Source organism: Streptomyces peucetius (assembly GCF_025854275.1).
In the GTDB taxonomy this organism is placed as follows: Bacteria; Actinomycetota; Actinomycetes; order Streptomycetales; family Streptomycetaceae; genus Streptomyces; species Streptomyces peucetius_A.
The window spans coordinates 6,653,147-6,679,686 of record NZ_CP107567.1 but is presented as its reverse complement, the minus strand read 5'-3'; the positions used below and the strand labels follow the sequence as shown (position 1 = coordinate 6,679,686).

The window sequence follows — 26,540 nt, the reverse complement described above, 5'->3', positions numbered from 1 at the left end:
GCCTGAGTCTGTTCATGGCACTGGTCGTGGGCCTCATCGGCACCGCGCCGCCCGCGGTCGCCGACGAGGTGGTCGACTGGGACGACTACACGAGCGCCGACCACATACCCGCCACTGACCGCGGCAGGGTCCTCGAACTGTGGAAGAGCGGCGGTCCGGGCGTCAAGGCCGCCGCCGAGGCCGCTCTGACGGGGTCGGACGACGACGTACGGCAGTTCCTGGAGCACGAGAAGGAGATCGCCCGGCTCAGTGACGACCGGGTGGCGACGGTCCAGATCTTCACGATGGGCGGGCGCGGGGTGCGCGAGGCCGCGCGCACCGCGCTGGCCGGCACGCCGGACGACCTGCGCGCCTTCCTGAAGGACGGCTGGCAGGCGCCGCTGGAGCACGATCTGCGGGTCCAGGTGACCCAGATCGTCTCCGCCGGCGGGCCGCAGGTGCAGGAAGCGGGCCGCAAGGCGCTGGCCGGTACGCCGGCCGACGTGCGGGCGTTCCTGGACGAGGGCCAGTACACCGCGCGGGACAACGACGCGCGGGTGCAGACCGTGCAGATCATGAGCACCGGTGGCCCGGCGACGCGCGAGGCGGCCCGGGTCGCGCTGAACGGCACGATCGAGGACGTACGGGAGTTCCTGGAGGTGGGCCAGCACGTCGCACGGGCCCGTGACCAGGAGCTGGCGACCGTCTCGGAACTGGCGGCGCTGGCCCAGGAGGCGGGGCGGCAGGCGCAGGCCGAGACGGAGGCGGCCAAGGAGGCCTCGGAGCGGGCCGTTCTGGCCGCCGCGCTCGCCAAGCAGGCCGCCGAGAAGGCGGCACGGGAGACCGAGGCGGCCAAGGACGACGCGAAGCGGGCGTCGAACGCGGCCGGCCGGGCGGCCGACGCGGCGAAGGGCGCGGCGCGCGCCGCGCAGGAGGCCATCAGTGCCGCGCAGGCGGCGAACACCTCGGCCAGGGTGGCGGCCAACGCCGCGTCCCAGGCGGCGTCCGCCGCGGCGGCTGCGGCCCAGGCCGCCTCGCGAGCGCGCAGTGCCGCGGCCGCGGCGGCGTCGGACGCGACGAAGGCGTCGGCGGCGCGCAAGGCCGCCGAGGACGCGCGTAACGCGGCCAAGGGCGCCAAGAAGGCCGCCCAGGCGGCCGAGTACGCGGGTACCGCAGCCACGGAGGCCGGTAAGGCGGCCAGGGCCGCCGTGAGCGCGGGCGCCAACGCGAACGCCGCCGCCGGCGCGGCGGAGGCCGCCGGCGGGTACTCCAACGTGTCGGCCGCGCAGGCCGAGCGGGCCAGGGCGGCGGCCGCCGAGGCACGCCGTCACGCCGCTGCCGCCACGCGTGCCGCCAACCGGGCGGAGGGCCTCGCCGCGAGGGCGGCGAAGGCGGCCTTCGAGGCCCGGGACGCCGCCGACTCGGCCGCGGATCACGCGGAGAAGGCCGCTGCCGCAGCCGACGAGGCAGCCGAGCACGCGGGGGAGGCGGCGGACGCCGCCGCCGAGTCCACCAAGCACGCCAACGCCGCGAAGGGAGCCGCCGACCGGGCGACCGCCGCGGCCGTCAAGGCGCGGCAGACGCACGACCTGGCGCGTGAGGTGGAGGCCGCGGAGCTGGCCGCGAGGACGGACGCGGCGATCGAGAAGGCCGCGTCACTCAAGGCCTTCGACGACGAGCGCAGGGCGGCGGAGCAGCGTGCCGCCGACGAGGCGAAAGCCCTCGACGCGGAGGCGGAACGTCTTGCCGCCGAGGCCGCCCGGCCGGACGTCGACATCGAGGAGGCGGCCGCCAAGGCCCGCAAGGTGGCCCTGCACGTGGCCGCGACGCGCGGGCCGTGGAGCGTCGCCGCCGCCGAGGTCGCACTGGCCGGCTCGGCGGAACAGGCCGTCGACTACATCCGTGAGGGACTGCGGAAGGCGCAGGAGCAGGACGACCACGCCCGCGTCGCACGGCTGGCGGAGTCCTCCGAGTTCGCCGCCGTACGGGCGGCGGCGGAGCAGGCGCTGGACGGCACCCCTGCCGACATCGCCGCCTTCCTGAGCACCGGCCAGCACCAGGCCGCCGCCAACGACTACCGCGTCAAGGTCGTCCAGTTGATGGACGGCGCGGGCCCCGGGGTCCAGGAGGCCGGGCGCGAGGCGCTGGCGGTGGGTACGCCGGACGCGCTGCGCGATTTCATCACCACCGGCTACTTCACGGCCAGGACCAGTGACGAGCGGGTCCGGGCCGTGCAGCTGAACGCATCGGGCGATCCGGAGCTGGCGGCCGCCGCGCGGATCGCGCTGGCCGGTCCGCCACAGCTGCTGCACGCCTTCATCGAGGAGGGGCAGTACAAGGCCAAGCGCAAGGACCTGCTGACCGCCACGCATGTGGCGCGGGTCCAGCGGCTGCTGGCCACCGCGTCGAGCGTCGCGGCGAAGGCGCAGCAGAACGCCGCGGAGGCGCTGAAGGCCGCGGCGTTGGCGCGCAAGGCGGCCGCGGAGGCGGCCGAGTACGCCAAGCAGGCGCAGGCGTCGGCCGACCAGGCCGCCAAGTACGCGGAGCAGGCACGGCAGTCCGCCAAGGACGCAGAGGCGTCGGCCGAGAAGGCCGCGGCCTCCGCGAGGGCGGCCCGTGCCGCCGAGGCGGACGCCCACCGGGCCGCGCGCAGCGCCGGCAACTCCGCCGCCCGGGCGCAGGCGTCCGCCGACGCCGCTGCGGGTTCCGCCGCGTCGGCCTGGGCCGCGGCCAACGAGGCCCGTGCTTCCGCCGAGGCGGCGGGCAAGGACGCTCTCGCCGCCTGGAAGGCGTCGCTCGAGGCGCTGGTGATCACGGCCAAGAAGGCATGGCAGGAGGCGGAGCAGCGGCGCCAGGACGAGGAGGCCAGGGAGGCCACGGCCGAACTGCAGAAACTGGAGGACGAGTTCGCCGCTGAGGCGGCCGAGGACGACACCGACTGGTGGGACTACGTCTCGGAGGGCGGTCATCTCATCCTCGACGGCATCGGGCTCATCCCCGGCGTCGGAGAGATCGCGGACCTGGCCAACTGCGGCTGGTACGGCGCAGAGGGCGACGCTCTCAACTCCGGCCTGTCCTGCGCGGCGGCGGTGCCCTTCATCGGCTGGGGCGCGACCGCCGGCAAGTGGGGCAAGAAGGGCCTGACCGCGGTCGAGGCGTTCTCCAAGGCCATGCGCGCCCAGGGGAAGGTGCCGCACATCTGGGCGGCGAGCAAGAACTTCCCGCACGCGCAGAACGCGGCGAAGCACTGGGCGCGGCACAAGGCCGAGTTCCCGGAGCTGAGCTCGGCGACGGAATACGTGGAACTCGCCCATCGGTACCGTGCCGCCAATCTCAACCCGCCGCCGGACGGCTTCCGGGTGTGGGACCGGCTCAAGCCCGACGGCAGCTCCGCCGGGTACGTCATCTACGACAAGAAGACGAACACCCTCGTCTCGTACGATGCGGACGGGATTCCCAAGACCATGAACCGTCCCGCTCCGAAGAGCGCCTCGAACCCGCGCGGGTTCGACACCAACCACTGGCCCACTCTCGAGGACTATCTCAGGGCGCAGGGGCAGCGTGAGCGCTGACAGCCGGCCGGAAACGGAAGACAAGGAACAGGTGGTGAGATGACGGCAGGGCAGGACACACCGCCCGGCCCCGACGAGGAGACCGTCTGCCGCGTCTGCGGTTATGAGGGCGAGCTCTTCTGGGAAGGGGGATGGCCGACCGAGGCCATCTGCCCCTGCTGCGGCAACGAGTCCGACATGTCGGACACGAGTGTGACGGGCATCCGCACCTACCGCGGCTACTGGACCGGACACGGCGCCCGGTGGGATTCGCCTTCCCGCAGGCCCAAGGAGTGGAACCTGCTGGATCAGTTGTCCCGCATTCCGCCGGAATGGCGCTGAATCCACCGGGAAACAGTGCTGAACCGATCCGGCCCCCGGCCCCGGTCCGTGTCATCACGGACCGGGGCCGGTCGTCTGCGCAGCCCCGGTCCCGGCCGGGCCCCGGTCCCGGCACGCCCTAGCGGACGACGACGGTGCGCTGCGCCGAGAAGTCGCCCCACTTGCCGTCGGGCAGCCTGGCCCTGAGCTTGATGCTGTAGCGGGTGCCCGGTGGGTCGGTGACGCTCATGGTGTACGCGGCCGTCCCGACGGGCGGCCGGCCGCCCCAGACGATCGTCGTGACCGGCTCGCCGTTCAGGTACAGCCGGTGCTCCTCGACCGGGGCGCCGGTGTCGGGCGGGGTCCACCGGAGCTCGATGCTGCCCTTGCGGACGGTCGCCTCCAGGTCCGTCGGTGCCGTGTTCGGGCTGTCGTCGCCCGGCGCGGAAGGGGTGGTCAGGTCCACCGAGTTGCTGTCCGGCGACGAGTTCTCGGCGGCGTCTCGCGCCCGGACGGTGAAGGTGTAGACGGTGCCCGGCCGCAGGCCGGTGACGCGTGCGCTCGTCCGCGTGCCACTGACGCTGTGGACACGGGAGTCCTCCTGGTAGATGTCGTACGAGGTGACGCCGGTACCGTCGGTGGCCGGCCGCCAGGTCAGGGTCACCGACGTACCGCTGTCCGTGCGGCCCTCGACCCGCCCGGGCCGGGTGGGGGCACGGCGGTCGTCCGGCGCGGAGGACGGTGTGGTGACGGACGGGGCCGCCCCGGCCCCTGACACGTTCCCGGCGGCGTCCCGCGCCCGTACGGTGAAGCGGTACGCGGTCCGCGGCGCCAGGCCGTCGATGTCCACCATGCGTTTGGCACCCGGCAGGGACGCGACCTTGGTTCCTTCGCGGTAGACCTCGTAGCCGGTGACCTCCTGGTTGTCGGAGGACCTGTCCCACATGACGTGGACGGAGGTGGCGCTGCCGGCCTGCGCGCTCACACCGGAGGGCGTCGAGGGCGGCTTGTCGTCCTCGGCCTCCTCGGCGTCGCGCGCTGCGCAGGCGGCGAGGAGCAGGGCGGCAGAGCAGGCCAGCACGGCGAGTGCGGGGGGACGTTGCACGGTCGGGCCTCCGCGTACGGACGACGAGGATCGGGCGATTGGTCCAGACCTGTATCCCACAGCTCGCCCGTCCCCACAAGACATCCTTTGCTGCGCCTGATGCCTTCCTTATGGCTTCTTGAAGAAGGCCGTACGACAGGTCACGCGCGCGGCGAACCGGCTTACGATCTCGGCAACCCCCCACCGTGATCCCGGTGGACGCAGCTTCGCCCGCCGGGATCACGAACGCTCATTCCGAGGTGTCGTACGCATGGGTTCTCGAAGAGCCGCCCGCCCCAACGCCCGTTCGCACGCCCGCCCCAAGGGCGCGGTGCGGGCCCGCAGCGCGGTGCTGGCCCTGGGTGTGCTCACGGTCACCGCGGGCGTCGGGGTCACGCTGGCCACCTACGGCGCGGACGACGGCGGGGCGTCGGGCCGGGTGGAGACCAACGCCGCCGCGGACGCGTCCGGATCCGGTGACGAGGACGCGGCGTCCGCCGGGGCTTCGTCGCTCGCCACCCCCTCCACGCCGCCGCCGAGTGCCGGCGCGTCGCCGAGCCGCGGCGCCACCGCCGCCGCCGAGCCGAAGCAGAAGCCGAAGCCCAGTCCGACGGCCGCGCCCAGGACCAAGGCGCAAACGACGACACCGGCGCCGAGCGGCGGTGACGGTACGGGCAGTTGGTCCGGTACGGGCGGCTCCGGGTCCGGTACGGGCTCCGGCGGGTCCGGCACCTCGGGCGGGTCCGACGGCTTCGACGCCGACGGACCCGAGGCGCAGGTCCTCGGGCTCGTCAACCAGGAGCGGGCCTCGGCCGGCTGCTCGCCGGTCACGGCCGACGACGAGCTGACCCGCGCCGCCGACGACTACAGCGACGTCATGGCCCGCAGCGGCGTGATGTCCCACACCGGGCCCGACGGCTCCACCATGACCACCCGGGTCGAGGCCGCCGGATACGAGTGGTCCACGCTGGGCGAGAACATAGCCCGGGGGCAGGCCGACGCCGCGTCCGTCATGGAGTCCTGGATGAACAGCCCGGGACATCGCGCGAACATACTCAACTGCTCGTTCACGGAACTCGGTGTCGGCGTCCACTTCGGCGACGGCGGCCCGTGGTGGACCCAGAACTTCGGCGCCCCGAGGTAGTCCCCCGAGTCCGGTCACGCCAGCGCGAACGACACCCGCACCCGGGCCCCGCCCATCGGGGAGCGGCTGATCTCCAGCTCCCCGTCGGCGGCCCGCGCCGCCCGCGCCACGATGTCGAGGCCCAGGCCCGTGCCGCCCGCGCCGCCCACGCTGACGCCCCGGGTGAGCGCCGCCTCGGGGTCGGCGACGCCGGGACCGGCGTCGTCCACGGTCAGCAGCACGTGCCGGTCACCGCGTTCCACCCGTACGGCGAATGCGGTGCCCTGCGGGGTGTGGCGGAAGACGTTGCCGATCAGGGCGTCCACGACTGCGGCCAGGTCGTCCTCCGGGAACCGCACGGGGGTGCGGCGGGGCGTGAAGGAACGCTCGCACACCCGGTCCTGCTGCGTGGCCAGCACCGACCAGAAGTCCAGCCGCATCGCGACGACCTCCGCCACCTCGCTGGGCCGCGCCGGCGGCTGACCCGCGGACGGGCCCGCCGCGAGCGGGGTACGGGCAGCGGTGATGATCGAGTCGAGCTCCGCCTCCAGCTGCGACACGGCCCCGGTGATCCGCCGGGCGCCCGGCGTTCCGCCCATGAGATCCGCCTCGAGGTACAGCGCGGTCAGCGGGGTGCGCAGCCGGTGCGAGAGGTCGGCGACCATCTCGCGTTCGATCGCGAGCAGCTCCACGACCCGGTCGGCCATGGTGTTGAACGCCGCGCCGGCGTCCTGGAGCTCCGGCGGCCCGTCCGGCTCCACCCGTACGCCGAGGTCCCCGGACCCGAGCGCGAGCGAGGCGCGTTTCAGGCTCCGCGATGAACGCACCACCCGGGCGCCCAGCCGGTCGGCGACGAGCACGGAGCCGCCCACCAGGCCCACGGCCAGCAGCGACATCACACCCCAGGAGGCCCACACCCCGCGGGTCAGCTCCGCGGCGGGCACATACGCCTCGACGACCGCGACCCGGTCCTCGGGCAGCACGACGGGCTGGAGGTAGACCCACCCCTCCGCGGTGTCCATGGCGAGCGTCTCCCGCTTGCGCACCGCGCGGTCGAGCGCCGACCGCGGGGCGTGCGGGGAGCCGACGAAGCCGCCGTCGGGCAGGCGTACGGCCAGCTGGTCACGGGAGTCGAGCTCGGCGACCGCCTGATGGACGTCGCTCCGCCGCGTGGTGAGGGCGAGGACCGGGGACAGGGCGGCGGCCCGCTGCTCGGCGGCGGTGGTCACCCGGTCGCGCGCCTGCTCGCGGACCAGCAGGGCGAGGGGGATGAGGAAGGACAGCGCGACCATCGACGTCACGGCCAGCGCGATCCCCGCGAGTGCGCGTCTCATGAGGGCGAAGTGACCAGTTTTATCCCGATACCTCGCACAGTGTGCAGATAGCGGGAGTCCGACGGCTTTTCGCCAAGTTTCCTGCGCAGGGCGGACAGATGGACGTCCACGGTCTGGTCCTCCAGGTAGGGCTGCTGCCACACGTCCGCGAGGATGCGCTTGCGGGACATGACCTGGTCCGCGTGTGCCGCGAGGTAGGCGAGCAGATCGAACTCCCGCCGGGTCAGCGACAGCTCACGCCCGGCGAGATGCGCGGTGCGGGCGGTCGGGTCGATCCTGAGCTCCCCGACCTGCACCACGAACCGCCGGTCCGCGCCGTCCGTGACCGGCCCCGACCGGCGCAGCACGGCGGCGAGCCGGGCCGCGAGCTGGCCGCCGGAGAACGGCTTGACCATGTAGTCGTCGGCGCCGGCATTGAGCAGCCTGATGATCTCCGTGTCGTCGTCGCGGGCCGTGGCGACCAGGACCGGCACCCGCGACACGCCGCGGATCATCCGCAGCACGTCGAGGCCGTCCAGATCGGGCAGCCCCAGGTCGAGCACCACGATGTCGGGCGGGCTCTGGGTGACTTCGCGCAGCGCCTCGAAGCCCTGGTGGGCGGTCCTCACCGCGTACCCGTGTCCGGTGAGGACCTCGATCAGCGCGGCCCGGATGACAGGGTCGTCCTCGACGACAAGTACGGAGGGCATGAGCAGGCACGTTAGCCGGTCCGTCACTATGGTGTCGTGTCCCGCCTTCCGCGCTACCTGCTCATCTGGCTGTCCTGCACCGCGGCCAGCGTCACGGCCGTGATGATCACGGTCCATTTCGTGGTTGGTTCGACCAGACCGACGGCACCGGTCGCGCAGTCGGCGCCGGAGGGCTTCATGGCCTCTCCGCAGTCGTCCTCCCCCGCCGCCCGCCCCTCGCCCTCCCCCCACCCCCGGCCGACGCCGAGCGTGCGCACGCCGCCGCCGACTCCGTCGAAGACCGCCGAGAAGCCGCGTACGGCGACGCCCACGCCGGCGGCCCGCACGACCCTCGACCCACCGGACGAGCCGCCCGTCGCGCAGCCGCCCGAGGGCCAGGACGGCTGCGAGCAGGGCGGCTCCGGCGTGCACACCATCTCCTCCCAGGGCGGCAAGGCGACCGTGCGCTACGGCAGCGGCGGAGTGTGCCTCATCTCGGCGGTGCCGGGCCAGGGCTTCACGGTCAGCACCTCGCAGACCGCGCCCGAGACCCTGACCGTCACCTTCTCGGCCGCCCGCCACCGCTCGGAGATCACGGCGACGACCGAACCCTCCGACCGGGCGAGCGTGCGCGAGACGTCGTTCTAGGCTCCGGTGTGATCGCGAGCGGCCAGGAGGCGGGGCAGGTCGCGCATGTCGTCGAAGACGACCGTGCCCGGACCTTCCAGACGTGCGGCAGGCGTCAGGCCGCCGCAGTAGCCGAAGGCCCGCATGCCGGCGGCGTGTGCGGCCCGGATGCCGTACGCGCTGTCCTCGACCACCGCGCACCGCACGGGGTCGGCGCCCATCGAACGGGCGGCGTGCAGGAAGAGATCAGGGGCGGGTTTGCCCCTGGGCACGTCCGCGGCGCTGAAGATCCGGTCCTCGAAGTGATCGCTCAGCGCCGTGATCCGCAGGCTGCGGCGGATGCCGTCGTGGTCCCCGTCGGATGCCACGCAGAAGGGTGCGGTGAGACCCGCCAGGACCTGCGTGACGCCGTCGACGGCCGTGAGCCGGTCCGCGAAGGCGGCATCGTAGAGATGCTCGTACCTCCGCTGCCAGTCCTGCTCGAGCCGCCGCCCGAGGCGCTCCTCCACCACAGCCGTGCAGACCTCGGCCGAGGAGCCCACGAACAGTTCGAGGATCTCGGCCTCGGTGAACTCGACCCCGAGATCGGCCATGATCATCGCGTCCACTTCGACGCATATCCGCTCACTGTCGACGAGCACGCCGTCGCAGTCGAAGATCACAAGGTCCAGGGCATCACCAGTCATGATCGGCAGCCTGGGCCCCGCGGCGGAAACGCCCTCTGCCGTGTCAGGCGACACGGGTGCCCGTGCCCGTCACCCGGACCCGCCGGTCGTCCTCGCGGAGCTCCACGGTCAGCACACCCGGGCGGCCCATGTCGGCGCCCTGGTGGAGGGTGAGCACCGCCTTCTCGGGGACCAGGCCGATCTCGCGGGCGTACGCGCCGAAGGCGCCGGCCGCCGCTCCCGTGGCCGGGTCCTCCACCACGCCGCCCACGGGGAACGGGTCGCGCACGTGGAAGACGCTCTCCGACTCGCGCCACACCAATTGCACCGTGGTCAGGTCCAGCCGCCGCATCAGGGCCTCGAGGCGGTCGAAGTCGTACGCCAGATCCGCGAGCCGTTCGCGGGTCGCGGCCCCCAGCACCAGGTGCCGTGCGCCGGCGAAGGCGATACGGGGCGGCAGCGCCGGGTCCAGGTCGGCGGCCGGCCAGTCCAGCGCGGCAAGCGCCTCGGCCAGGTCGGCGTCCGCGACGTCCTCGCTGTGCGGCTCGACCGTGGTCAGCGTCGCCCGCAGCTCCCCGTCCTCCTCGGTCACCGTCACGGGCACCGTCCCGGCGCGTGTCGCGAAGACGAGATCGCCGGTGCCGATGCGCTCACCGAGGGCGACGGCGGTGGCGACGGTGGCGTGCCCGCAGAACGGCACCTCCGCCCTGGGGCTGAAGTACCGGATGGTGAACGCCCTCCCGGGCTCCCCCTCGAGCCCCTCCGGCGGAGCGGTCAGGAACGCGGACTCGCTGTATCCGAGCTCCGCGGCGATGGCGAGCATCGCCGCATCGTCGAGCCCCTCGGCGTCGAGGACGACACCGGCGGGGTTCCCGCCCTCGGGGTCGCGGGAGAAGGCGGTGAAGCGCAGCACTTCTGTCGTGGTCGTCATGATCGCCGGAACGACGGGCCGTGACGCTTTGTTCCCCCGTTTCCCGGCGGCGCGGCAGCGGTGAAGAACTCGGTGGCGCGGCCGGACGGTGCGCTGACATGATCACCACCGGACTGCGCCCTGCGGGGCGGTGAGGGTGTGGGGAGCGGTGTCCGTGGATGTCTTCCGGACGGAGAACGGCCCGGTGCGCGGGCGCCGGGTGGCGGACGGTGACGTGGTGGCGGTGCTCGGAGTGCCGTACGCGGCGCCGCCGTTCGGCGCCGCGCGGTTCCGCGAGCCGCTGCCGCCCGAGCCCTGGCGGGAGGTACGGGAGTGCACCCGCTTCGGGCCCGTGGCACCGCAGTCGGCGGAGCTGCCCGGCGCGCCCGCGTGGTCCCCGGGGGACGAGGACGTCCTGACGCTCAACGTCTGGGCGCCGGCGGACGCGTCCGCGCTGCCCGTACTGGTGTGGATCCACGGCGGCGCGTACACCTTCGGATCCTCGGCGCAGCCCGACTTCGACGGCACCGTCCTGGCCCGTGAGGGCCGCATGGTGGTGGTGACGGTCAACTACCGGCTCGGCTTCGAGGGGTTCGGCCATGTGCCGCCGGACTCCGGCACCGGCACCGGCCGCGTCCCGGACAACCGCGGCCTGCTGGACCAGATCGCCGCGCTGCGCTGGGTGCGGGAGAACATCGGTGCGTTCGGCGGTGATCCGGAGAACGTCACGGTGGCCGGGCAGTCCGCCGGTGCGACGTCCGCCGCCTGCCTGATGGTCATGGACCGGGCGAAGGGCCTGTTCCGCCGCGTGATCGCGCACAGCGCGGCCGGTCCGTGCTTCTCGGCCGGCCTCGCCCGGGCGATCACCGCGAAGGTCGCGGCCGCGGCGGGCGTGCCCGCGACGGCCGGCGCACTGGCAGCCGCGTCGCCCAAGACGCTGGTCACCGCGTCCGACGACGTCGTCGACGCCTACCGCCACGACCCGGCGTCCGGGCATCTCCACTACGACCCGGTGATCTACGGGCCGGTGGTCGACGGCGACATTCTGCCCGCGGAACCGCTCGCGGCGCTGGCGGCGGGCGCCGCGGCGGACGTGGACCTGCTGGTGTGCCACACCACGCAGGAGTACTGGCTGATGGACGCCGTCGGCAGCAGCACGAAGATCACCACTTGGGAGGGTCTGGAACGGTTCGCGGCCGATTTCGGGCTGCCCGACGGCCTGGTCGCCGGCTACCGCGGACTCATGCCGGACGCCCCCGTCCCGGACGTCCACCTCGCCGTCTTCGGCGATCTGCTGTTCGCCGAGTACAGCAGCCGCCTCGCCGAGTCGCAGGCACGGGCCGGGGGCCGCGCGTACCTGTCCCGCTTCGACCGGCGGCGCACCGGGCCGGGTGGCGGCGAGGTGCTCGCCTGGCACTGCGCCGACGTGCCGTTCGCGTTCGGCAACCACGCCCTGCCCGCCGTCGAGTTCCTCATCGGCGGCCCGCCCTCCCCCGCGGACCACCGCCTGGCCCGCAGCATGGTCGCCGCCTGGGCGGGCTTCGCCACCACCGGCACCCCGGGATGGGCCGCCCTCGACACGGCCGGCACCGGGCCGGCCCACGTCTGGGCACCGGACGACGCCGGGGAGCGGCAACCGCTGCCCGGGACCCGGGAGCTGTGGCGGGGAATCGGCTACCGGCCGCTGGAGGCTTGAGCGCCCGCGTCATCGCTTCGAGGGAGCTTGTCCTTCCCCACAGCGGACGACAGACAACAGAGAAACAACAAAGGCAAGGAGGTCTTCCCACTCCTTGCCACTCTCAAGGTATAGCGCACGGGGGGCCTTGCGGCAAGACCCGGGTCGTGCTGCAGAATCTCCGCTCGAAGCCGGAACCTGCGGAAATCAGCGATTCGCGACGTACATGCCCTTTGGTGACGCACGGGTGTCGCGGGACGTCGAACCGCCGGTGGGACTCGCGGTGAAGTCGCGGTCGCAGGCACTCGGCGGGAAGCTGCGGGTGTCGCGCCTACCGACTGCCCGGAGCAGCCGGCCGACAGGCAACCTTGTTGAACGGGGGCGTTTTTCGTGATCGACGTAATCGTTGTCGGCGGCGGACCGACCGGCTTGATGCTGGCCTGCGAGTTGCGGCTGCACGGCGTGCATGTGCTCGTACTGGAGAAGGAGACGGAGCCCACCAAGGTCGTCCGCGCGCTGGGCCTGCACGCGCGCAGCATCGAGGTGATGGATCAGCGCGGTCTGCTGGACCGGTTCCTCGCGCTCGGCAGGCAGTACCCGGTCGGCGGCTTTTTCGCCGGCATCGCCAAGCCCTCGCCCGAACGGCTGGACACCGCGCATCCCTACGTCCTCGGCATCCCGCAGCCCACCACCGACCGCCTGCTGGCCGAACACGCCACCGAGCTCGGCGCCGGGATCCGGCGCGGCTGCGAGCTGGTCGGGCTCAGCCAGGACGAGCACGGGGTGACCGCCGAGCTGGCCGAAGGCACGCGACTGCGCTCGCGTTACCTCGTCGGCTGCGACGGCGGCCGCAGCACGGTGCGCAAGCTGCTCGGTGTCGGCTTCCCCGGCGAGCCCTCGAGGGTGGACACCCTGCTGGGCGAGATGGAGGTGGCCGTACCGCCGGAGACGCTGGCCGCCGTGGTGGCCGAAGTGCGCAGGACCCAGTCGCGGTTCGGCGTCGGACCCCTCGGGGACGACGGCGTGCACCGCGTCGTCGTGCCCGCCGAGGGGGTGGCCGAGGACCGCTCGGTCCCGCCGACCCTCGACGAGGTCAAGCGACAGCTCCGAGTGGTCGCCGGCACCGACTTCGGCGTGCACTCACCGCGCTGGCTCTCCCGGTTCGGCGACGCCACCCGGCTGGCCGAGCACTACCGTTCGGGCCGGGTGCTGCTCGCCGGCGACGCGGCGCACATCCACCCGCCGACCGGCGGGCAGGGGCTCAACCTCGGCATCCAGGACGCGTTCAACCTCGGCTGGAAACTGGCCGCCGAGGTGGGCGGCTGGGCACCGGAGGGCCTGCTGGACAGCTACCACACCGAACGCCACCCGGTGGCCGCCGACGTGCTGGACAACACCCGCGCGCAGATGCAGCTGATGTCCACCGAGCCGGGTCCGCAGGCAGTGCGCCGGCTGCTGTCGGAACTCATGGACTTCGAGGACGTGAACCGGCGCCTGACGGAGAAGATCACTGCGATCGGGATCCGTTACGACTTCGGCGAGGGGCATGAACTGCTCGGCCGGCGGCTGCGGGACGTGCAGCTGAAAAGCGGTCGCCTCTACGCGCTGATGCACGGCGGCCGCGGGCTGCTGCTCGACCAGACCGGACGGCTCTCGGTCGCGGGCTGGGCGGACCGGGTCGACCACGTCGTCGACGTAAGCGGGGAGCTGGACGCGCCCGCGGTACTGCTGCGGCCCGACGGCCACGTGGCGTGGGTCGGTGAGGACCAGGAGGGTCTGTCCGGGCGGCTGCCCCAGTGGTTCGGCACTGCCGCCGGCTGAGTGCGCCGCTGAAGCGCGGGCAGGCGTACGCGTCACAGCAAGCTCGCGCAGCCCGCGCCGCTCGCGCACGGTCCAGCCCAGCGGCTCCGGGCCTCATCGGCTTCGGTCGCGTCCGGCACCGCACCGCGCGTCAGGGGCCATGCCCCTCAGATCTGCCGTGAGAGATTCCAGCTCGGCCAGAACCTGTGCCCCGCGCCCGTGGGCGCAGGCCGCCGCCGTGGCCAGGGCCTTGACCTGCCAGGCCACAGCGAGAGCCCGACCTCGCCTGCACATCCGCGCCGATTCCGCCTCGGCCGATGCGGCAAGCAGAGGCGGGCCGTGGTGGATGTCAGCATTCGGGCCACGGGACGTACGATCCGATGCCGACGCAGGGAAGACGGCCGAGTGGCAGGCGGCACCGGCCCACATCGATCCGGGGGGATCAGCGACACATGCGTATCGGGGCCTATCTCGCACACCCGCGTCCGGGGCAGCTTCAACCACGCCGTCTTCGACGCGGTCGTCGACGAGTTGCGGGAGCGCGGCTGCGAGGTGCTCGCGCACGACCTGTGTGCCGAGGGCTTCTCCCCCGGGCCGGCCGCCGACGAGACGGAGACCGTCCGGGAGGCGCAGGACGCCCACGACCCGCAACTGGCCCGCCACCGCGCCGAGGTGGCCACGCTCGACGCCCTGGTGTTCGTCCACCCCAACTGGTGGGGGATGCCGCCGGCGGTCCTCACCGGGTGGGTCCAGCGCGTGATGGTGCCCGGTGTCGCGTACAAACTGGGCACCGCGGCCGGCGAGCCCGCCGGGCTGCTCCGGGCCGGGCGGGCGCTCGTGCTGAACACCTCGGACACGCCCGCCGACCGTGAGCACGGCGAGTTCGGGGACCCGTTGCAGCGCATCTGGTCCGCGTGCGTGCTGCCGTACCTCGGCGTCGTCGACGTCCGACGGGTCGTCTTCCGCACGGTCACCGACTCGACGGACGGGCAGCGTGCCGGCTGGCTGCGTCAGGCGCGCCGGGAGGCCGCAGCGCTGCTCGACGGCTGATCCGGGGCGGTCGCCGGAGGCGCCGGTGCGTCCAGGAAGCGGTGCAGGGACTCCTTCATCGCGGTGACGAAAGCCTCGCGGGTCGCCTCCGGCACAAGGTCGAGGGACAGGTACGGGTTCAGGTCCTCCAGCTCGACCAGCAGCAGCTCCCCCTGCCGCGTCCGGCAGGCGTCGACGCGCTGGATGCCGTGGTGGAGGGTGTTCCAGCCGATGAACCGGCGGGCGAAGCGCACATCCGCCTCGGTCGGCTCGTACGGCTCGAGGGCCCAGCGCTGCCCGGGATCGGGGGCGTACAGCGCGTACTGGAACGCGTCGTCGACGAAGTAGAAGGACACCTCGTAGCGGAAGTCCACCCGCGGCTGGACGAGCATGTCGCCGCCCGCGGCGTACTTCGCGAGCTCCTCGCGCGGGACGAAGTCGAGCCCTATGGAGTCGGCGCCGGCCTTGGGCTTCACCGCGTACTCGGCCGTCTCCGGGAGGCGGGCGAGGTGCCGCGGCCGGTCGACGGTCGGGATGACGGGACATCCGGCGGCCGTCAGGTCCAGCAGGTACTGCTTGCCGGCCATGTCGCCCCGGCCGGACAGCGGGTTGTAGACCCGTGTGCCGCGCGCCGCCGCCCGCTCGCGGAAGGCGTCGTACGCGGCCTGATAGTGCAGCACGGGACCGCTGTTGCGGACGACGACCGCGTCGAAGGCGTCCATCAGGGCCGTGGTGTCCAGCGGGTGGCACAGCGCGATGTCGAAGTCCTCACGCAGCCGCGCCGTGAGGAAGATGTCCTCGTCGCCGTAGCGCCGCCCGCGGGCCGGGTAGGCGAGGTCGGTGACATACAGCAGACGGGGGCGGGCGGACACGGTTTCTCCTCGGGCGGGGGCTGCGACCTGCACCAACCTACCCACCCGCCTGCGGCGTACCGGATCCGGCCGTGTCAGTGGCGGCGCCGGGACAGCGACCGCTGCGCCGTCTTCTTGGCGTGCGCCGCCGCGTTCGCGACCGTGCGCTCCGGGTGGTGGGCGTGCAGGGTGTCCAGGATGCGGTACGAGGTGCCGGGGTCGGCCTCCGCCAGGGCCTCGACGAGGGCGCCGGCGCCGCCCGGCCACGCGGCGGCCGCCGTGTCGAAGGCGGGGAGCAGGGTCGTGGGCACGATGTCGGTCGGACGGGGGACGCCGGTGTCGCCCGTCTCGTCGCGGCGCTTCACCTGGCCGAGCATGTCGTCGATCCAGCAGCGGTCCAGTTCCTCGACGAGCACCGTGGCGCGTGCGGTGAGTGGAACGGCGTCCTCGGGGACCGACTCCCCGCGGGCCACGAGCAGCCTGCGGGCGGCCGCGCCGGTCACCGGGTCGGTGAGTGCGGCGCGCAGCGCCGTGGCGGGGACGGCCGCGAGGTCGAGGAGGGCGAAGGACTCGGAGGTACGGGCGGCGTTGATGTCGTCGGCCTTGGTCGCGGAGACCGCGTCGAGCAGCGCGGTCCAGGCTTCGTCCGTGCCGCCGTGGCGTGCCGCCCAGGCGGCGAGCGCGGCGGCGGCGAGCCGGGTGGGCCAGTGGCGGGTGGCGGCCACGGTCTGTGCCGCGTTCCAGCCCGCGACGGTGTCCGGGTCGGGGGCGGCCACATGGCCGGCGGCGAGGACGTGGCGCATGACAGCGGCGCCGAGCGGAGTGAGCCCGTAGGTGTCGCCGGTGCGGAACACACAGCCGGTGGCGGCGAGTTGATCGACGATGGCCGCCAGACCCCGTGCCGGGGCGTCGAGTTCGGCCCGGTCGGCCTCGGTGCGGCCGGGCATCCCGAGCAGGACGGACAGCTCCTCGGGCGACGGGGTCTCGTAGGCGTCGGGGGCGTCGCCGGGGACGGGGGTGGGGGCGTCCTCCAGTTCGGGCGGCACGCCGTCGTCCTTCGCGTCGGAGATCTTGCGTGCGACGGAGTCGGGGGTGCCGCCGCGTTCGTAGAGCGAGTAGAGGAGGTGCGCGGCGTCGAACGAGTACGCGTCTTGCGGGCCCGTGACCAGGGGCAGTCGTTCGGCCTGCGCCGCCAGGACGTCGGCGGCCAGTTCGACGAGTTCCTGCGGTGTCCCGTCGGTCCACACGGCGGTGGCGGGGCCGGGGAGCCCGCAGCGTTCCGAGACTTCGCGCAGTTCGTCGTCGAAGGTTCCCGCCGCCAGCGCCGCGGGCAGCGGGGCGGCGTGCAGCAGGTCCCGGATCTCGTCCGGCGCCGGGACGGCGGGCGGGGGCGGCAGCGGGACGGAGGAGTCGCCGTAGTAGTCGAGGTGCTCGTCGAGCATGCGGTCGGCGAGGGCGACGTGCGGCAGCGCCTCCGGCCCCGGGGCGAGTGCGGCGTGCCGCGCGGCGAACGCCTCCCCGAGGCCGGCCGCGGTCCACCGGTCGGTCAGCTCGTCGGCGATGTGCTCCAGTTCCCCGGCGAGCGCGTCGTCGGGGCGGTCGGCGTCCAGTGAGTGCGTGGGCAGCAGCGGGCCCGCCGGGGATGCCTCGCGGGTGTCGCGGGCGAAGGCGGCGAGCAGCAGCTCGGCGAGTCGGGCCCGTACGGCGAACGTCCGCTCGGCGAGGTCGGAGCGGTGCAGCGGCTCGGGCAGGGCCGGCCGGTCCGCGTGCGGTGTGCTCTCGTGGGCTTCGAGCCAGGCGCGCACGGCGGCGGCGTCGTCCGCGTCGACGCCGTCGGCGGTCAGCAGCGACGCGTACCAGCGGTGCCAGGTGAGGTTCGCCGGGTCGGCCATGGCGCGGCGGAAGCCGGGGACGGTGTCCTCGACGGCGGCGAGCAGCCGCGCGTGGCGCTTGGCGTTGAGCCGGCCCGCGGCCCGGACGCGGTCGGCGAGGGCGGTGAGCACGTCCGGTACGGCGTCCAGCTCGTCGTCGCCGGCGCACAGCAGCTGCGGGAGGTCCTCGCGCAGGACCTGCCGCAGCAGCTGGGGCGTCGGTTCCGGCACACCGGCCCTGCGGTCGGCGCCGCGCAGCGCGAGCATCGTCAGCAGCGCGTCCGCGGGGCGCACGGGCAGTGCGACGCCTCTCTCCCGCCTCGCCCATGCGAGGAGGTCGTCGCGGCCGGTGTTCAGGGCGTTCGTACGAGTCACCTGTGGAGCGTATGAGGGCGGGCGGCGCGGGTGATCCTTCCGGGCCGGGGGTTAGCCCGATCGGGCGAGCGATGCGTCCGGGTACGCCGCTGTCGCTCCGGGCGGCAGCGGTCGCGGTCGCCTCTGCCACGCCGAGCGGCATGAGGTCGCCGTCGCCTCTGCCACGCCGAGCGGCGTCCATGTCGAGTCGCCCTCTGTCGCCGCCGACGGAACGGTTCGGTTCACCGCCGCGGACGACTCGGGACCGGAGCCGCCCACGGTGTGCGCGGTGGCCCTCCGAGCAGCCGCCGGAGCGCACACGGTCCGTCCGGCGGTGAAGGTTCGCCGCGGCGATGAGTTTCGGCGCGGCGGCCGGTCACACCTGCATGGAAAACTCCGACAGCACACCTCTGCCCGATCTCACGCCCGCCGCCCGCGCGGTGTCGGGGCTGCTCGGCGCCGTCCGCGACGAGCAGCTGGACGGTCCGACACCCTGCCCGAAGTACGCCGTGCGGGAGCTGCTGGCCCACATCGACGGGCTGTCCCTCGCCTTCCGGGACGCGGCCCGCAAGGATCTCGGGCCGACGACCGACACGAGTCCCGACTCGGCGCTCCCGGTCCTGGACGACGGCTGGCGCACCGTGCTCCCGGTGCGCCTGGACGAGCTCGCCGAGGCGTGGCGCCGACCGGAGGCGTGGGAGGGCATGACCCGGGCCGGCGGCGTGGACCTGCCCGCGGCGGTCGCGGGCCGCGTCGCGCTCAACGAGCTCGTCATCCACGGCTGGGACCTGGCGCGGGCGACGGGGCAGGACTACGACCCGGGTGAGGCGAGCGCGGCCGTGTCGTACGAGATCGTGCGGCCGACGGACGACGACTCGCTGCGCGAGGGGATCTTCGGCCCGCCGGTGGCCGTGCCGGACGACGCGCCGCTGCTGGAGCAGGTGGTCGGGCTCAGCGGCCGCCGCCCCGACTGGCGGCCCGGCGACTGACGGCGCCGGTTCCTCCGTCCAGGTCGGCCGCCCGGAAGTCGGAGTGCCTCACTGTGCGCCGCCCACCGCCGGCCGGCGGCCACGCGGACGGCCGGTACCGGGAAATGCCGGTGAGTTGGGGCCCGCGTCGATGCGATGCTCCGGACCATGACGCACCGTGTGAAGCCCAGTCTCTACATCTCCGTCGACGTCGAGGCGGACGGGCCGGTCCCCGGCCCGTACTCGATGCTCACTTTCGGCGCGGCGGTGGCCGGCCGCCAGGACGGTGCAGAGTACGAGGAACACGACCCGGAGAAGCACACGTTCCATCGTGAACTGCGGCCCATCTCCGAGGACTTCGATCCGCAGGCGCTCGCGGTGAGCGGTCTCGACCGCGAGCGTCTGGCGGCCGAGGGGTGCGAACCGGTCCGTGCCATGGCCAAGTTCGGCGCCTGGGTGGAGGGGCTCCGGGAGACGCACGGGGGCGCGCAGCCGGTGATGTGCGGTTATCCGGCGCCGTACGACTGGATGTTCCTGTACCGGTACCAGGTGTGGTTCACCGGCTCGAGCCCGTTCGGGCACTCGGGCTGCCTGGACATGACGCTGTACGCGACGAAGGCGCGGCTGCCTCTGCGGGCGGTGTCGAAGGGGACGATGCCGCGCGTACTGCTCTCGCGGCGGCGGCACACGCACCATGCGCTGGACGACGCGATCGAGCAGGCGGAGCTGTTCAGCAGTCTGATGGCGTGGCCGGGTCGGTGACCCGGATGTGGGGGACGGGGCACGGCCCCGGTGCTACGCGAGTAGAAAGTTCGGGGCCGGCGGCCTGAAAGTTACCGCGAGGTCCGCGCGTTTCCGCAGCTCCGCCGCGTCGCCACAGGTCTGGTCCATAGGGACTTCCGGCCGCCCCTTTACGCCCGCGCGTCACAGTGCCTTACTCGTGTGACGTGTCCATGACTCCGGCTGTGGGAGTCGTGCGACCCGCCCGTCCGCCGATCCCCCCACCCTGCCAGGAGGCAGTCATGCCTGTGTCACGAGTCGGATCAGCACGTCGCGGAAGATCGAGGGCCGTCACCGTCATCGGCACCCTGGCCGCGGCCGGTGCCCTGCTCCTCACCACCACCGGCCCCGCCGCCGCAGCGCCTCCCCCGGCGGACAAGCCGGTCAAACCGGGCCAGGCCTGGATGGGTTCGGGAACCCGCCTCGAGCAGCCGCACGCCACGGACGACGGCGGTACGATCTCGCCGATGGACATTAGCGGTGTCCAGGGAATCGACGTCTCCCACTGGCAGGGCGCGATCAACTGGAACTCGGTGAAGAGCGCCGGGATCGACTTCGCCTACATCAAGGCAACCGAGGGCACCAGCTTCAAGGACTCCCGCTTCGGCGCGAACTACACCAACGCGTACTACGCCGGCGTGATCCGCGGGGCCTACCACTTCGCCCGCCCGAACTACTCGAACGGTGCGACCCAGGCCAACTTCTTCGCCTCCAACGGCGGCGCCTGGTCCCGTGACAACAAGACGCTGCCCGGTGTCCTCGACATCGAGCACAACCCGTCGGGCTCCATGTGCTACGGCCTGTCGACGACCCAGATGCGCACCTGGATCAACGACTTCTACAACACCTACAAGGCGCGCACCAGCCGGGACGTCGTCATCTACACGACCGCCAGCTGGTGGAACACCTGCACCGGCAACTGGACCGGGATGTACAACAAGGCGCCGCTGTGGGTCGCCCACTGGGGCGTCAGCAGCCCCAACATCCCGAGCGGCTTCCCCACCTGGACCTTCTGGCAGTACACCGCGACCGGCCGGGTCAGCGGCGTCTCCGGGGACGTGGACCGCAACAAGTTCAACGGCTCGATGACCAGGCTGCTGGCTCTCGCCAACAACACCGCCTGAGCACCGGAGCGCCCGGGTGGAGCCCCCACGAGGACGGCTCCACCCGGGCACGACCGACAACGGCACGGCCGGCAACGGCCCAGTCGGCAACAGCGCGGTCGCGGACCGCGCGCCCGTTGCTCAACGACACGGCAGCGCTCAACGGCACGGCAGCCGGCCTCAGTGCACGGCGGCCGGCTCGTCGACCTTGCCGCCGGCTTCCTCCGGGGACGTCTCCTCGTGCGCCCTTCCCTTCCCGCCGAGGTGGTTGAAGGCGAGGTTCAGCAGGATCGCCACGATGCAGCCGGTCGAGATGCCCGAGTCGAGAACGACGAGCAGGTCCTCGGGGAAGGCGTGGTAGAACTGCGGCGCGGCGATCGGGATCAGGCCGATGCCGACGGCGGCGGCGACGATCAGTGCGTTCTCGCCCTTCTCCAGCGCGGCCGTGGCCAGCGTCTGGATGCCGCTCGCCGCGACCGAGCCGAACAGGACAATGCCGGCACCACCGAGGACCGGCAGCGGTACGAGCGCGATGACCGACGCCGCCACCGGACACAGACCGAGCAGGATCAGGATGCCGCCGCCCGCGGCGACGACGAACCGGCTGCGCACCTTCGTCATCGCCACCAGGCCGATGTTCTGGGCGAACGCGCTGCACATGAAGCCGTTGAACAGCGGGCTGATGGCACTGCCCAGGGTGTCGGCGCGCAGGCCGCCCTCGATGACCCGCTCGTCCGCCGGGCGGTCGACGATCCGGCCGAGCGCGAGCATGTCGGCGGTGGACTCGGTCATGCAGACCAGCATGACGATGCACATCGAGATGATCGCGGCGATCTCGAACTGCGGTGCGCCGAAGTGGAACGGCGTGGGGAAGCCGACGATCCCGGCCTCCGACATCGCGTCCATGCTGGTCATGCCCAGTGGGGCGGCAATGATCGTGCCGACGACGAGTCCGAGCAGGATGGCGATTTGCTGGAGGAAGCCGCGCAGCAGTTTGCGCAGCGCCAGCACGATCACGAACGTCAGGGCCGCCATGCCGATGTTCTTCATGGAGCCGTAGTCGTCGGCGGTGGAGTTGCCGCCCTGCGACCAGTTGAAGGCGACCGGCAGCAGGGACACACCGATGAGGGTGATGACCGTGCCGGTGACGACGGGCGGGAAGAACCGGACCAGTTTGGAGAAGTACGGGGTGAGCACGAAGCCCAGCACACTGGCGACGATGATCGCGCCGAAGATGACGGCGATGCCGTCGTAGCCCCTGTCCCTGCCGATGGCGACCATCGGGGTCACACCGGCGAAGGAGACGCCGTTGACGAACGGCAGCCGGGCGCCGACGCGCCAGAAGCCGATGGTCTGGAGCAGGGTGGCTATACCGGCCGTGAACAGGCTGGCGCCCATCAGGAACGCGGTGTCCTTGGCGTCGAGGCCCACGGCGGGCCCCACGATCATCGGCGGGGCCACCACGCCCGCGTACATGGCGGCCACATGCTGGAGGCCGCTGGTGAACATCTTGAAGGGCGGGAGTTTCTCGTCGACCGGATGTTTGCGGTCGAGTTCTTCTGGTGCTTCGTCGGGTGCGTCGGCGGTCGGTGATTGCGCGGCCACGGCGGTGCCTCCGGTCGGGTTACACGTCGTCGGTGACATGTGGTGTCAAGGAGGTGGTGCGGGGTGGTGCAGATGCACCTACCGGGTCGCCCGAACCGGTGGTGCGGGTGGTGCCGTGTGCCGGGTGGGCACGTGTCACCACCACCGGGAGGTGCGGGCGTGCTCCGCACGCACCTCCCGGCGACGGCTGCCGTGGACCCCGCTCGGGTTCACGGCCGCCGGCCGAGGGCCGTCCCCCTCGGCCGGACTTCCTTGGGTCAGTCCTGTGCGGCGATCCGCGCCAGGCGCTGTGCCTCGTCCCGCGTGGAGCGGGCGATGGCGTCCTCGTCCACCGTGGTGAGGTGGCCCGCCTCGACGATCGGGGTGCCGTCGACGAGGGAGAGTGTTACGGGGGCCGCCGCGCCGAAGACGAGGGCGACGACCGGGTCGGCGATGGAGGAGTGGGCGAGCGTGTCCAGCTTCCACAGCACCAGGTCGGCGAGCTTGCCGGGCTCGAGGGATCCGATCTGGTCCGCGCGGCCGAGGACCTGCGCCCCGCCGTAGGTGCCGAGCCGCAGCGCCTGGCGGGCGTTCAGCGCCGCCTCCCGGTGGGCGCCGAGCCGGTTGATCAGCAGGGCGTTGCGCAGTTCGGTGTGCAGCTCGCCGGACTCGTTGGAGGCGGTGCCGTCGACGCCGAGGCCCACCGGCACACCGGCCTTCAGCATGTCGGGCACGCGGGCGATGCCGGCGGCCAGACGCGCGTTGGAAGAGGGGCAGTGCGCGACGCCGGTGCCGGTACGGGCGAAGGCGGCGATGTCGGAGTCGTTCATGTGGACGCAGTGCGCCATCCACACGTCGGAGCCGAGCCAGCCCGTCGACTCGAAGTAGTCGGTCGGGCCCATTCCGAAGAGTTCCTTGCAGAACTCCTCCTCCTCGACGGTCTCCGAGCCGTGGGTGTGCAGCCGCACGCCCTTGCGCCGGGCCAGCTCCGCGCCCTGCCGCATCAGTTCGGTGGACACCGAGAACGGGGAGCACGGCGCGACCGCGATCCGGGTCATGGCGTCGAAGGAGGCGTCGTGGTGCTTGTCGATCGTCGCCTCGGTACCCGCGAGCGCCCCTTCGAGGGACTCGACGGCGAAGTCCGGCGGCAGGCCGCCGTCCGACGTGCCGCGGTCCATCGAGCCGCGGGCGAGGGTGAACCGTACGCCCATCTCGCGGGCGGCGCCGATGATCGCGCCGGACAGGTCGCCGGAGCCCCGCGGATAGACGTAGTGGTGGTCCATGGCGGTGGTGACGCCGCCGCGGGCCATCATCGCGAGCGAGCCCTGCGCGGCGGCGCGGGCCATCGGCTCGTCGATGCGCGCCCAGGTCGGGTAGAGCGCCACCAGCCAGTTGAAGAGGTTGTGGTCGGTCGCGAGGCCGCGGGTGATCCACTGGTAGAAGTGGTGGTGGGTGTTGACCAGGCCCGGGGTGACGAGGTGGCCGGTGCCGTCGATGCGGCGTACGACGCCTTCCAGGCCGTCCGGTGCCTTGCCCGCTCCGACGGACTCGATCCGGTTGCCGGCGACGACGACATGCCCGGAGGCGTACTCCGTGTCGTCGGCGTCGACGGTGGCGATCGCACAGTTCTCGATGACGATGCGCTCGGGAGCGCCGTCGTGGGCTGCCGAAGGTGCCATGGTGCTTCCTTCTTCTGTCAGCGGCGATGTGGGCACGGCAGGACCCTAGGAGGATTTGAGTGCCGCAGCTGTGCGGCTGCGGGTGCCGAGAGGGTGGAAGAACGGGACGATGCCGGCGCCCCCAGGGGCGCGCACCGGGACGAGCGGGACGACCGCGGCCGGAAGGGGGAACGCGCCGGGGCCACCGGCTGCGGCAAGGGTACGGCGGCCGCGTTCCGGGGCCGGGGACACCACACCGGCGCTCCGGGTGAGCGAGAAGGTGGGGGCCGCGGCGGGCGTACCGGTGAACAGGCCGTCCAACGTGGCCGTTTGAGGCTGTGCCATGGTTCTTCCCTCCGGTCCGGCCGGCCCCCGCCCGGCGGTGGGCGGGCGGGGGCCGGCCGGTCCCGCGTCAGAGGTTGGTCATGTCGACCGGGATCTGCGGCTCGACCCCGTCCCGCAGGACGGTGGCCTCGATCAGGCCGTACGGGCGGTCCGCCGCGAAGTAGACCTCGTTGTCGTTCTTGAGGCCGAAGGGCTCGAGGTCCACCAGGAAGTGGTGCTTGTTCGGCAGCGAGAAACGGATCTCGTCGATCTCGCTTCGGCTGTTGATGATGCGCGAACCCATCTGGTAGAGGGTCTGCTGCAGCGACAGGGAGTACGTCTCCGCGAAGGCCTCGAGCATGTGCTTCCTGGCCTGGTCGTAGGACTTGTCCCAGTTCGGCATCCGTGCCTCGTCGGAGGTCCAGTTGTAGCGCCACTGGGCGGCGACCTGGGTGGCCAGGATGCGGTCGTACGCCTCTTTGAGGGTCGTGTACCGGTCCTTGACGTAACCCCAGAACTCGGAGTTGGTCGAGTTCATCACGGTCAGGTCCTTGAGGCCGGAGACGACCTCCCACTTGTCACCGTCGAAGGTGATCTGGGTGGTGCGGGTCTCCTGGCCCTTGCGGACGAAGGAGTGCTTGACCTCGTCGGCGCCGATGAACTTCGAGTTGCCGTCGGAGGTCGCGATGCGCTCCCAGGCGTACTCCTCGATCCGGATGCGCGCCCGGTGGATCGGCTCCTGGCTGGTCACGAAGTGCCGGGCCAGGTGGATGCCGAACTGCTCGGCGGACTCGATGCCGTACTCCTTGGCGAACGCGTACACCGTGTTCTTGGTGGTGTCGGTCGGCAGGACGTTGGCATTGGAGCCGGAGTAGTGCACGTCGTCCATGTCGCCGGAGAGGGCGACCGAGACGTTCAGGTCCTTGATGTGATGGGTGTCGCCGTCCCGCGTGATCTTGACGACTCGGTTCTCTGCTTTGCCGTACTGGTTCTGGCCGAGAATCGTGGGCATGTCTGCTAGCTCCCTCGGTAAACGGAGTAGCCGAACGGGTTGAGCAGCAGCGGTACGTGGTAGTGCTCGCCCGGCACGACGGCGAAGGTGATCGCCACTTCCGGGAAGAACACACCGGATGCACCGCTGTCCCGATTCGCGGGGGCGTCCTGCTGCGCATCGGCTTGCTTGGTCTCGAAGTACGCCTCGGTCTCGAAGTCGAGACGTACGTGTGTCGTTCCTTCCGGCAGCGCCGGCAGGTCCTTGCAGCGCCCGTCCGCGTCGGTCTTCGATGCGCCGAGCGCCACCCACTGCGCCCCCGTGCCACTGCGGGACGACAGAGAGATGGCGACGCCCTCGGCGGGGCGTCCCACGCTGGTGTCCAGGATGTGCGTGGACACCGAGGCGGTGGTTGCCGTGCTCATGCGCTGTGCTCCTGCTCTACGAGACGGGTCAGACGGATACGGTTGATCTTGCCCAGTTCGGAGCGGACGATCTCCCGCTCCTGGTCGGGCGAGTTGTCGATCCGCTCGCGGACGGCGTCCCTCATCTGCTCACCGGTGCGGCCGGTGGCGCAGATCAGGAAGACATGACCGAACTTGTCCTGGTAGGCGAGGTTCAGCTCGAGCATTTGGGCCTTGAGCGCTTCGGAGGCGCCGGCCATCCCGCTCTGTTCGCGGGAGGAGGTCGGGTCTCCGGGCTTCGGCCGGCCGATCGGCGGGTGACCGGCCATCGCCTCGGCCAGATCCTCCTCGGTCAGCTCGGCCATGGCGGCGTCACTGGCCTGGAAAAGGGCCTCGGTGCTGGCGTACGGTCGCTGGGCGAGCAGTTTGCTCCCCCACGCCGAACTGGCGCACACCTCGTGCAATGCGGCCAGGGCCGCACTGTCCTCGGAGGCGTTGAACCGGGCGAGGCCCGGGTTCGGAAGTGAAGTCACGGGAGCCTCCGTGGCTTGTTCATCGCGGTGCTTCGGACGGGCTGCGGATAGCTAACGCCCTCCGGCAACGCGACGTCAACACTTTGTTGAAAACTTGGGGTTACAAATGCCTCCGGCAGGGGCCGTGGCGATCATGCCCGCGAGCGTCCGCGAGCCCGGGCGGGACCTCCACACCGTTGCAGCAGCGCACCGGCCCACACCGCCCCGCGGCACCTGACGTCTGAAACATCCCCATTCGACTGGAGTGCCGCCTCCGGCTTCCCGTACGTCCGACAACGGTGTCGGCACTGCAGGAGCATGCACATGAAAGCGTTCGCCGCTTCGCCGCCTGTACGGCAGCAAGCGCCCTCCTC

23 protein-coding genes are annotated in these 26,540 nt (G+C 72.3%); 10 read left to right on the top strand and 13 right to left on the bottom strand.

Going from position 1 to position 26,540, the window contains the following annotated elements; all coding sequences use genetic code 11:
- Window positions 1-14: 14 nt before the first annotated feature.
- Both OGH68_RS30215 and OGH68_RS30210 read left to right on the top strand, forming a co-directional pair.
- Window positions 15-3,551, top strand: a complete 3,537-nt coding sequence (locus OGH68_RS30215) for a hypothetical protein (protein WP_264248411.1) — start codon at window positions 15-17, stop codon at window positions 3,549-3,551.
- A 39-nt stretch (window positions 3,552-3,590) separates the two neighbouring features.
- A complete protein-coding gene (locus OGH68_RS30210) occupies window positions 3,591-3,872 on the top strand; it encodes a hypothetical protein (protein WP_264248410.1) in 282 nt (93 codons plus the stop codon).
- A 118-nt stretch (window positions 3,873-3,990) separates the two neighbouring features.
- On the opposite strand, the gene OGH68_RS30205 is transcribed toward OGH68_RS30210, so the two are convergent.
- Window positions 3,991-4,956: a fibronectin type III domain-containing protein gene (locus OGH68_RS30205; RefSeq protein WP_264248407.1), complete on the bottom strand. Its 966-nt coding sequence runs from the start codon at window positions 4,954-4,956 to the stop codon at window positions 3,991-3,993.
- A gap of 250 nt (window positions 4,957-5,206) precedes the next feature.
- Between OGH68_RS30205 and OGH68_RS30200 the strand changes: the two genes are divergently transcribed.
- The gene (locus tag OGH68_RS30200; protein WP_264248404.1) at window positions 5,207-6,079 is read left to right on the top strand and encodes a CAP domain-containing protein; all 873 of its coding nucleotides are present in this window, start codon (window positions 5,207-5,209) and stop codon (window positions 6,077-6,079) included.
- Window positions 6,080-6,093: 14 nt separating this feature from the next.
- Here the strand turns inward: OGH68_RS30200 and OGH68_RS30195 are convergent, their stop codons facing one another.
- Window positions 6,094-7,392 carry a sensor histidine kinase gene (locus tag OGH68_RS30195; protein WP_264248401.1) on the bottom strand — a complete coding sequence of 433 codons (1,299 nt, stop codon included), beginning with the start codon at window positions 7,390-7,392 and terminating at the stop codon, window positions 6,094-6,096.
- Window positions 7,389-8,081 (bottom strand): response regulator transcription factor, encoded by a 693-nt coding sequence (locus OGH68_RS30190; RefSeq protein ID WP_264248399.1) that lies wholly within the window; start codon window positions 8,079-8,081, stop codon window positions 7,389-7,391. The genes OGH68_RS30195 and OGH68_RS30190 overlap by 4 nt, the downstream gene beginning before the upstream one ends.
- 36 nt (window positions 8,082-8,117) lie before the next feature.
- Between OGH68_RS30190 and OGH68_RS30185 the strand changes: the two genes are divergently transcribed.
- Window positions 8,118-8,708 (top strand): hypothetical protein, encoded by a 591-nt coding sequence (locus OGH68_RS30185; RefSeq protein WP_264248398.1) that lies wholly within the window; start codon window positions 8,118-8,120, stop codon window positions 8,706-8,708.
- Here the strand turns inward: OGH68_RS30185 and OGH68_RS30180 are convergent.
- On the bottom strand, window positions 8,705-9,373 hold the full coding sequence (locus OGH68_RS30180) for an HAD family hydrolase (RefSeq protein ID WP_264248397.1): 669 nt from the start codon (window positions 9,371-9,373) through the stop codon (window positions 8,705-8,707). The two genes, OGH68_RS30185 and OGH68_RS30180, sit on opposite strands and share 4 nt — an antisense overlap.
- A gap of 43 nt (window positions 9,374-9,416) precedes the next feature.
- Entirely contained in the window at window positions 9,417-10,283 is an 867-nt protein-coding gene (locus tag OGH68_RS30175) for a PhzF family phenazine biosynthesis protein (protein WP_264248393.1), read from the bottom strand.
- A gap of 154 nt (window positions 10,284-10,437) precedes the next feature.
- On the opposite strand from OGH68_RS30175, the gene OGH68_RS30170 reads away from it, so the two are divergent.
- From OGH68_RS30170 to OGH68_RS30160, 3 genes are all read left to right on the top strand, one after another.
- Window positions 10,438-11,958 (top strand): carboxylesterase/lipase family protein, encoded by a 1,521-nt coding sequence (locus tag OGH68_RS30170; RefSeq protein ID WP_264248391.1) that lies wholly within the window; start codon window positions 10,438-10,440, stop codon window positions 11,956-11,958.
- Between the two features lie 369 nt (window positions 11,959-12,327).
- The gene (gene rox, locus OGH68_RS30165) at window positions 12,328-13,758 is read left to right on the top strand and encodes a rifampin monooxygenase (RefSeq protein ID WP_264248389.1); all 1,431 of its coding nucleotides are present in this window, start codon (window positions 12,328-12,330) and stop codon (window positions 13,756-13,758) included.
- Window positions 13,759-14,142: 384 nt separating this feature from the next.
- Window positions 14,143-14,787, top strand: coding sequence for an NAD(P)H-dependent oxidoreductase (locus OGH68_RS30160; protein WP_264248387.1), 645 nt, complete (start codon window positions 14,143-14,145; stop codon window positions 14,785-14,787).
- On the opposite strand, the gene OGH68_RS30155 is transcribed toward OGH68_RS30160, so the two are convergent.
- Window positions 14,748-15,638: a hypothetical protein gene (locus OGH68_RS30155; RefSeq protein WP_264248385.1), complete on the bottom strand. Its 891-nt coding sequence runs from the start codon at window positions 15,636-15,638 to the stop codon at window positions 14,748-14,750. The genes OGH68_RS30160 and OGH68_RS30155 overlap by 40 nt on opposite strands.
- Before the next feature lie 74 nt (window positions 15,639-15,712).
- Window positions 15,713-17,863: a hypothetical protein gene (locus OGH68_RS30150; RefSeq protein ID WP_264248384.1), complete on the bottom strand. Its 2,151-nt coding sequence runs from the start codon at window positions 17,861-17,863 to the stop codon at window positions 15,713-15,715.
- 332 nt (window positions 17,864-18,195) lie between these two features.
- Between OGH68_RS30150 and OGH68_RS30145 the strand changes: the two genes are divergently transcribed.
- The 3 genes from OGH68_RS30145 to OGH68_RS30135 all read left to right on the top strand — a co-directional run bounded on the left by OGH68_RS30145 (window position 18,196) and on the right by OGH68_RS30135 (window position 20,714).
- A complete protein-coding gene (locus OGH68_RS30145; RefSeq protein WP_264248381.1) occupies window positions 18,196-18,831 on the top strand; it encodes a TIGR03086 family metal-binding protein in 636 nt (211 codons plus the stop codon).
- Between the two features lie 147 nt (window positions 18,832-18,978).
- Entirely contained in the window at window positions 18,979-19,572 is a 594-nt protein-coding gene (locus OGH68_RS30140; protein ID WP_264248380.1) for an exonuclease, read from the top strand.
- Between the two features lie 260 nt (window positions 19,573-19,832).
- Window positions 19,833-20,714, top strand: coding sequence for a lysozyme (locus OGH68_RS30135; protein ID WP_264248378.1), 882 nt, complete (start codon window positions 19,833-19,835; stop codon window positions 20,712-20,714).
- A gap of 159 nt (window positions 20,715-20,873) precedes the next feature.
- Here the strand turns inward: OGH68_RS30135 and OGH68_RS30130 are convergent, their stop codons facing one another.
- The 6 genes from OGH68_RS30130 to uraD all read right to left on the bottom strand — a co-directional run bounded on the left by OGH68_RS30130 (window position 20,874) and on the right by uraD (window position 26,187).
- Window positions 20,874-22,337, bottom strand: a complete 1,464-nt coding sequence (locus OGH68_RS30130; protein ID WP_413471050.1) for a nucleobase:cation symporter-2 family protein — start codon at window positions 22,335-22,337, stop codon at window positions 20,874-20,876.
- A 218-nt stretch (window positions 22,338-22,555) separates the two neighbouring features.
- Window positions 22,556-23,956 (bottom strand): 8-oxoguanine deaminase, encoded by a 1,401-nt coding sequence (locus OGH68_RS30125; RefSeq protein ID WP_264248374.1) that lies wholly within the window; start codon window positions 23,954-23,956, stop codon window positions 22,556-22,558.
- 45 nt (window positions 23,957-24,001) lie between these two features.
- Window positions 24,002-24,280 (bottom strand): hypothetical protein, encoded by a 279-nt coding sequence (locus tag OGH68_RS30120; RefSeq protein WP_264248372.1) that lies wholly within the window; start codon window positions 24,278-24,280, stop codon window positions 24,002-24,004.
- A gap of 67 nt (window positions 24,281-24,347) precedes the next feature.
- A complete protein-coding gene (pucL, locus tag OGH68_RS30115; RefSeq protein ID WP_264248370.1) occupies window positions 24,348-25,271 on the bottom strand; it encodes a factor-independent urate hydroxylase in 924 nt (307 codons plus the stop codon).
- Window positions 25,272-25,276: 5 nt separating this feature from the next.
- Window positions 25,277-25,675 (bottom strand): hydroxyisourate hydrolase, encoded by a 399-nt coding sequence (gene uraH / locus OGH68_RS30110; protein ID WP_264248367.1) that lies wholly within the window; start codon window positions 25,673-25,675, stop codon window positions 25,277-25,279.
- The gene (gene uraD / locus OGH68_RS30105) at window positions 25,672-26,187 is read right to left on the bottom strand and encodes a 2-oxo-4-hydroxy-4-carboxy-5-ureidoimidazoline decarboxylase (protein ID WP_264248365.1); all 516 of its coding nucleotides are present in this window, start codon (window positions 26,185-26,187) and stop codon (window positions 25,672-25,674) included. Before uraD ends, uraH begins: the two co-directional genes overlap by 4 nt.
- Window positions 26,188-26,540: the final 353 nt, after the last annotated feature.

What these genes read in the sequence shown, in the direction of transcription:
- OGH68_RS30140 (WP_264248380.1), top strand. Translation starts at nt 18,979, where the DNA reads ATGACGCACCGTGTGAAGCCCAGTCTCTACATCTCCGTCGACGTCGAG.
- OGH68_RS30135 (WP_264248378.1), top strand. Translation starts at nt 19,833, where the DNA reads ATGCCTGTGTCACGAGTCGGATCAGCACGTCGCGGAAGATCGAGGGCC.
- OGH68_RS30210 (WP_264248410.1), top strand. Translation starts at nt 3,591, where the DNA reads ATGACGGCAGGGCAGGACACACCGCCCGGCCCCGACGAGGAGACCGTC.
- OGH68_RS30130 (WP_413471050.1), bottom strand. Translation starts at nt 22,337, where the DNA reads ATGTCACCGACGACGTGTAACCCGACCGGAGGCACCGCCGTGGCCGCG.
- OGH68_RS30215 (WP_264248411.1), top strand. Translation starts at nt 15, where the DNA reads ATGGCACTGGTCGTGGGCCTCATCGGCACCGCGCCGCCCGCGGTCGCC.
- uraH (WP_264248367.1), bottom strand. Translation starts at nt 25,675, where the DNA reads ATGAGCACGGCAACCACCGCCTCGGTGTCCACGCACATCCTGGACACC.
- OGH68_RS30190 (WP_264248399.1), bottom strand. Translation starts at nt 8,081, where the DNA reads ATGCCCTCCGTACTTGTCGTCGAGGACGACCCTGTCATCCGGGCCGCG.
- OGH68_RS30200 (WP_264248404.1), top strand. Translation starts at nt 5,207, where the DNA reads ATGGGTTCTCGAAGAGCCGCCCGCCCCAACGCCCGTTCGCACGCCCGC.
- pucL (WP_264248370.1), bottom strand. Translation starts at nt 25,271, where the DNA reads ATGCCCACGATTCTCGGCCAGAACCAGTACGGCAAAGCAGAGAACCGA.
- OGH68_RS30180 (WP_264248397.1), bottom strand. Translation starts at nt 9,373, where the DNA reads ATGACTGGTGATGCCCTGGACCTTGTGATCTTCGACTGCGACGGCGTG.
- OGH68_RS30175 (WP_264248393.1), bottom strand. Translation starts at nt 10,283, where the DNA reads ATGACGACCACGACAGAAGTGCTGCGCTTCACCGCCTTCTCCCGCGAC.
- OGH68_RS30145 (WP_264248381.1), top strand. Translation starts at nt 18,196, where the DNA reads ATGAGTTTCGGCGCGGCGGCCGGTCACACCTGCATGGAAAACTCCGAC.
- OGH68_RS30195 (WP_264248401.1), bottom strand. Translation starts at nt 7,392, where the DNA reads ATGAGACGCGCACTCGCGGGGATCGCGCTGGCCGTGACGTCGATGGTC.
- OGH68_RS30120 (WP_264248372.1), bottom strand. Translation starts at nt 24,280, where the DNA reads ATGGCACAGCCTCAAACGGCCACGTTGGACGGCCTGTTCACCGGTACG.
- OGH68_RS30125 (WP_264248374.1), bottom strand. Translation starts at nt 23,956, where the DNA reads ATGGCACCTTCGGCAGCCCACGACGGCGCTCCCGAGCGCATCGTCATC.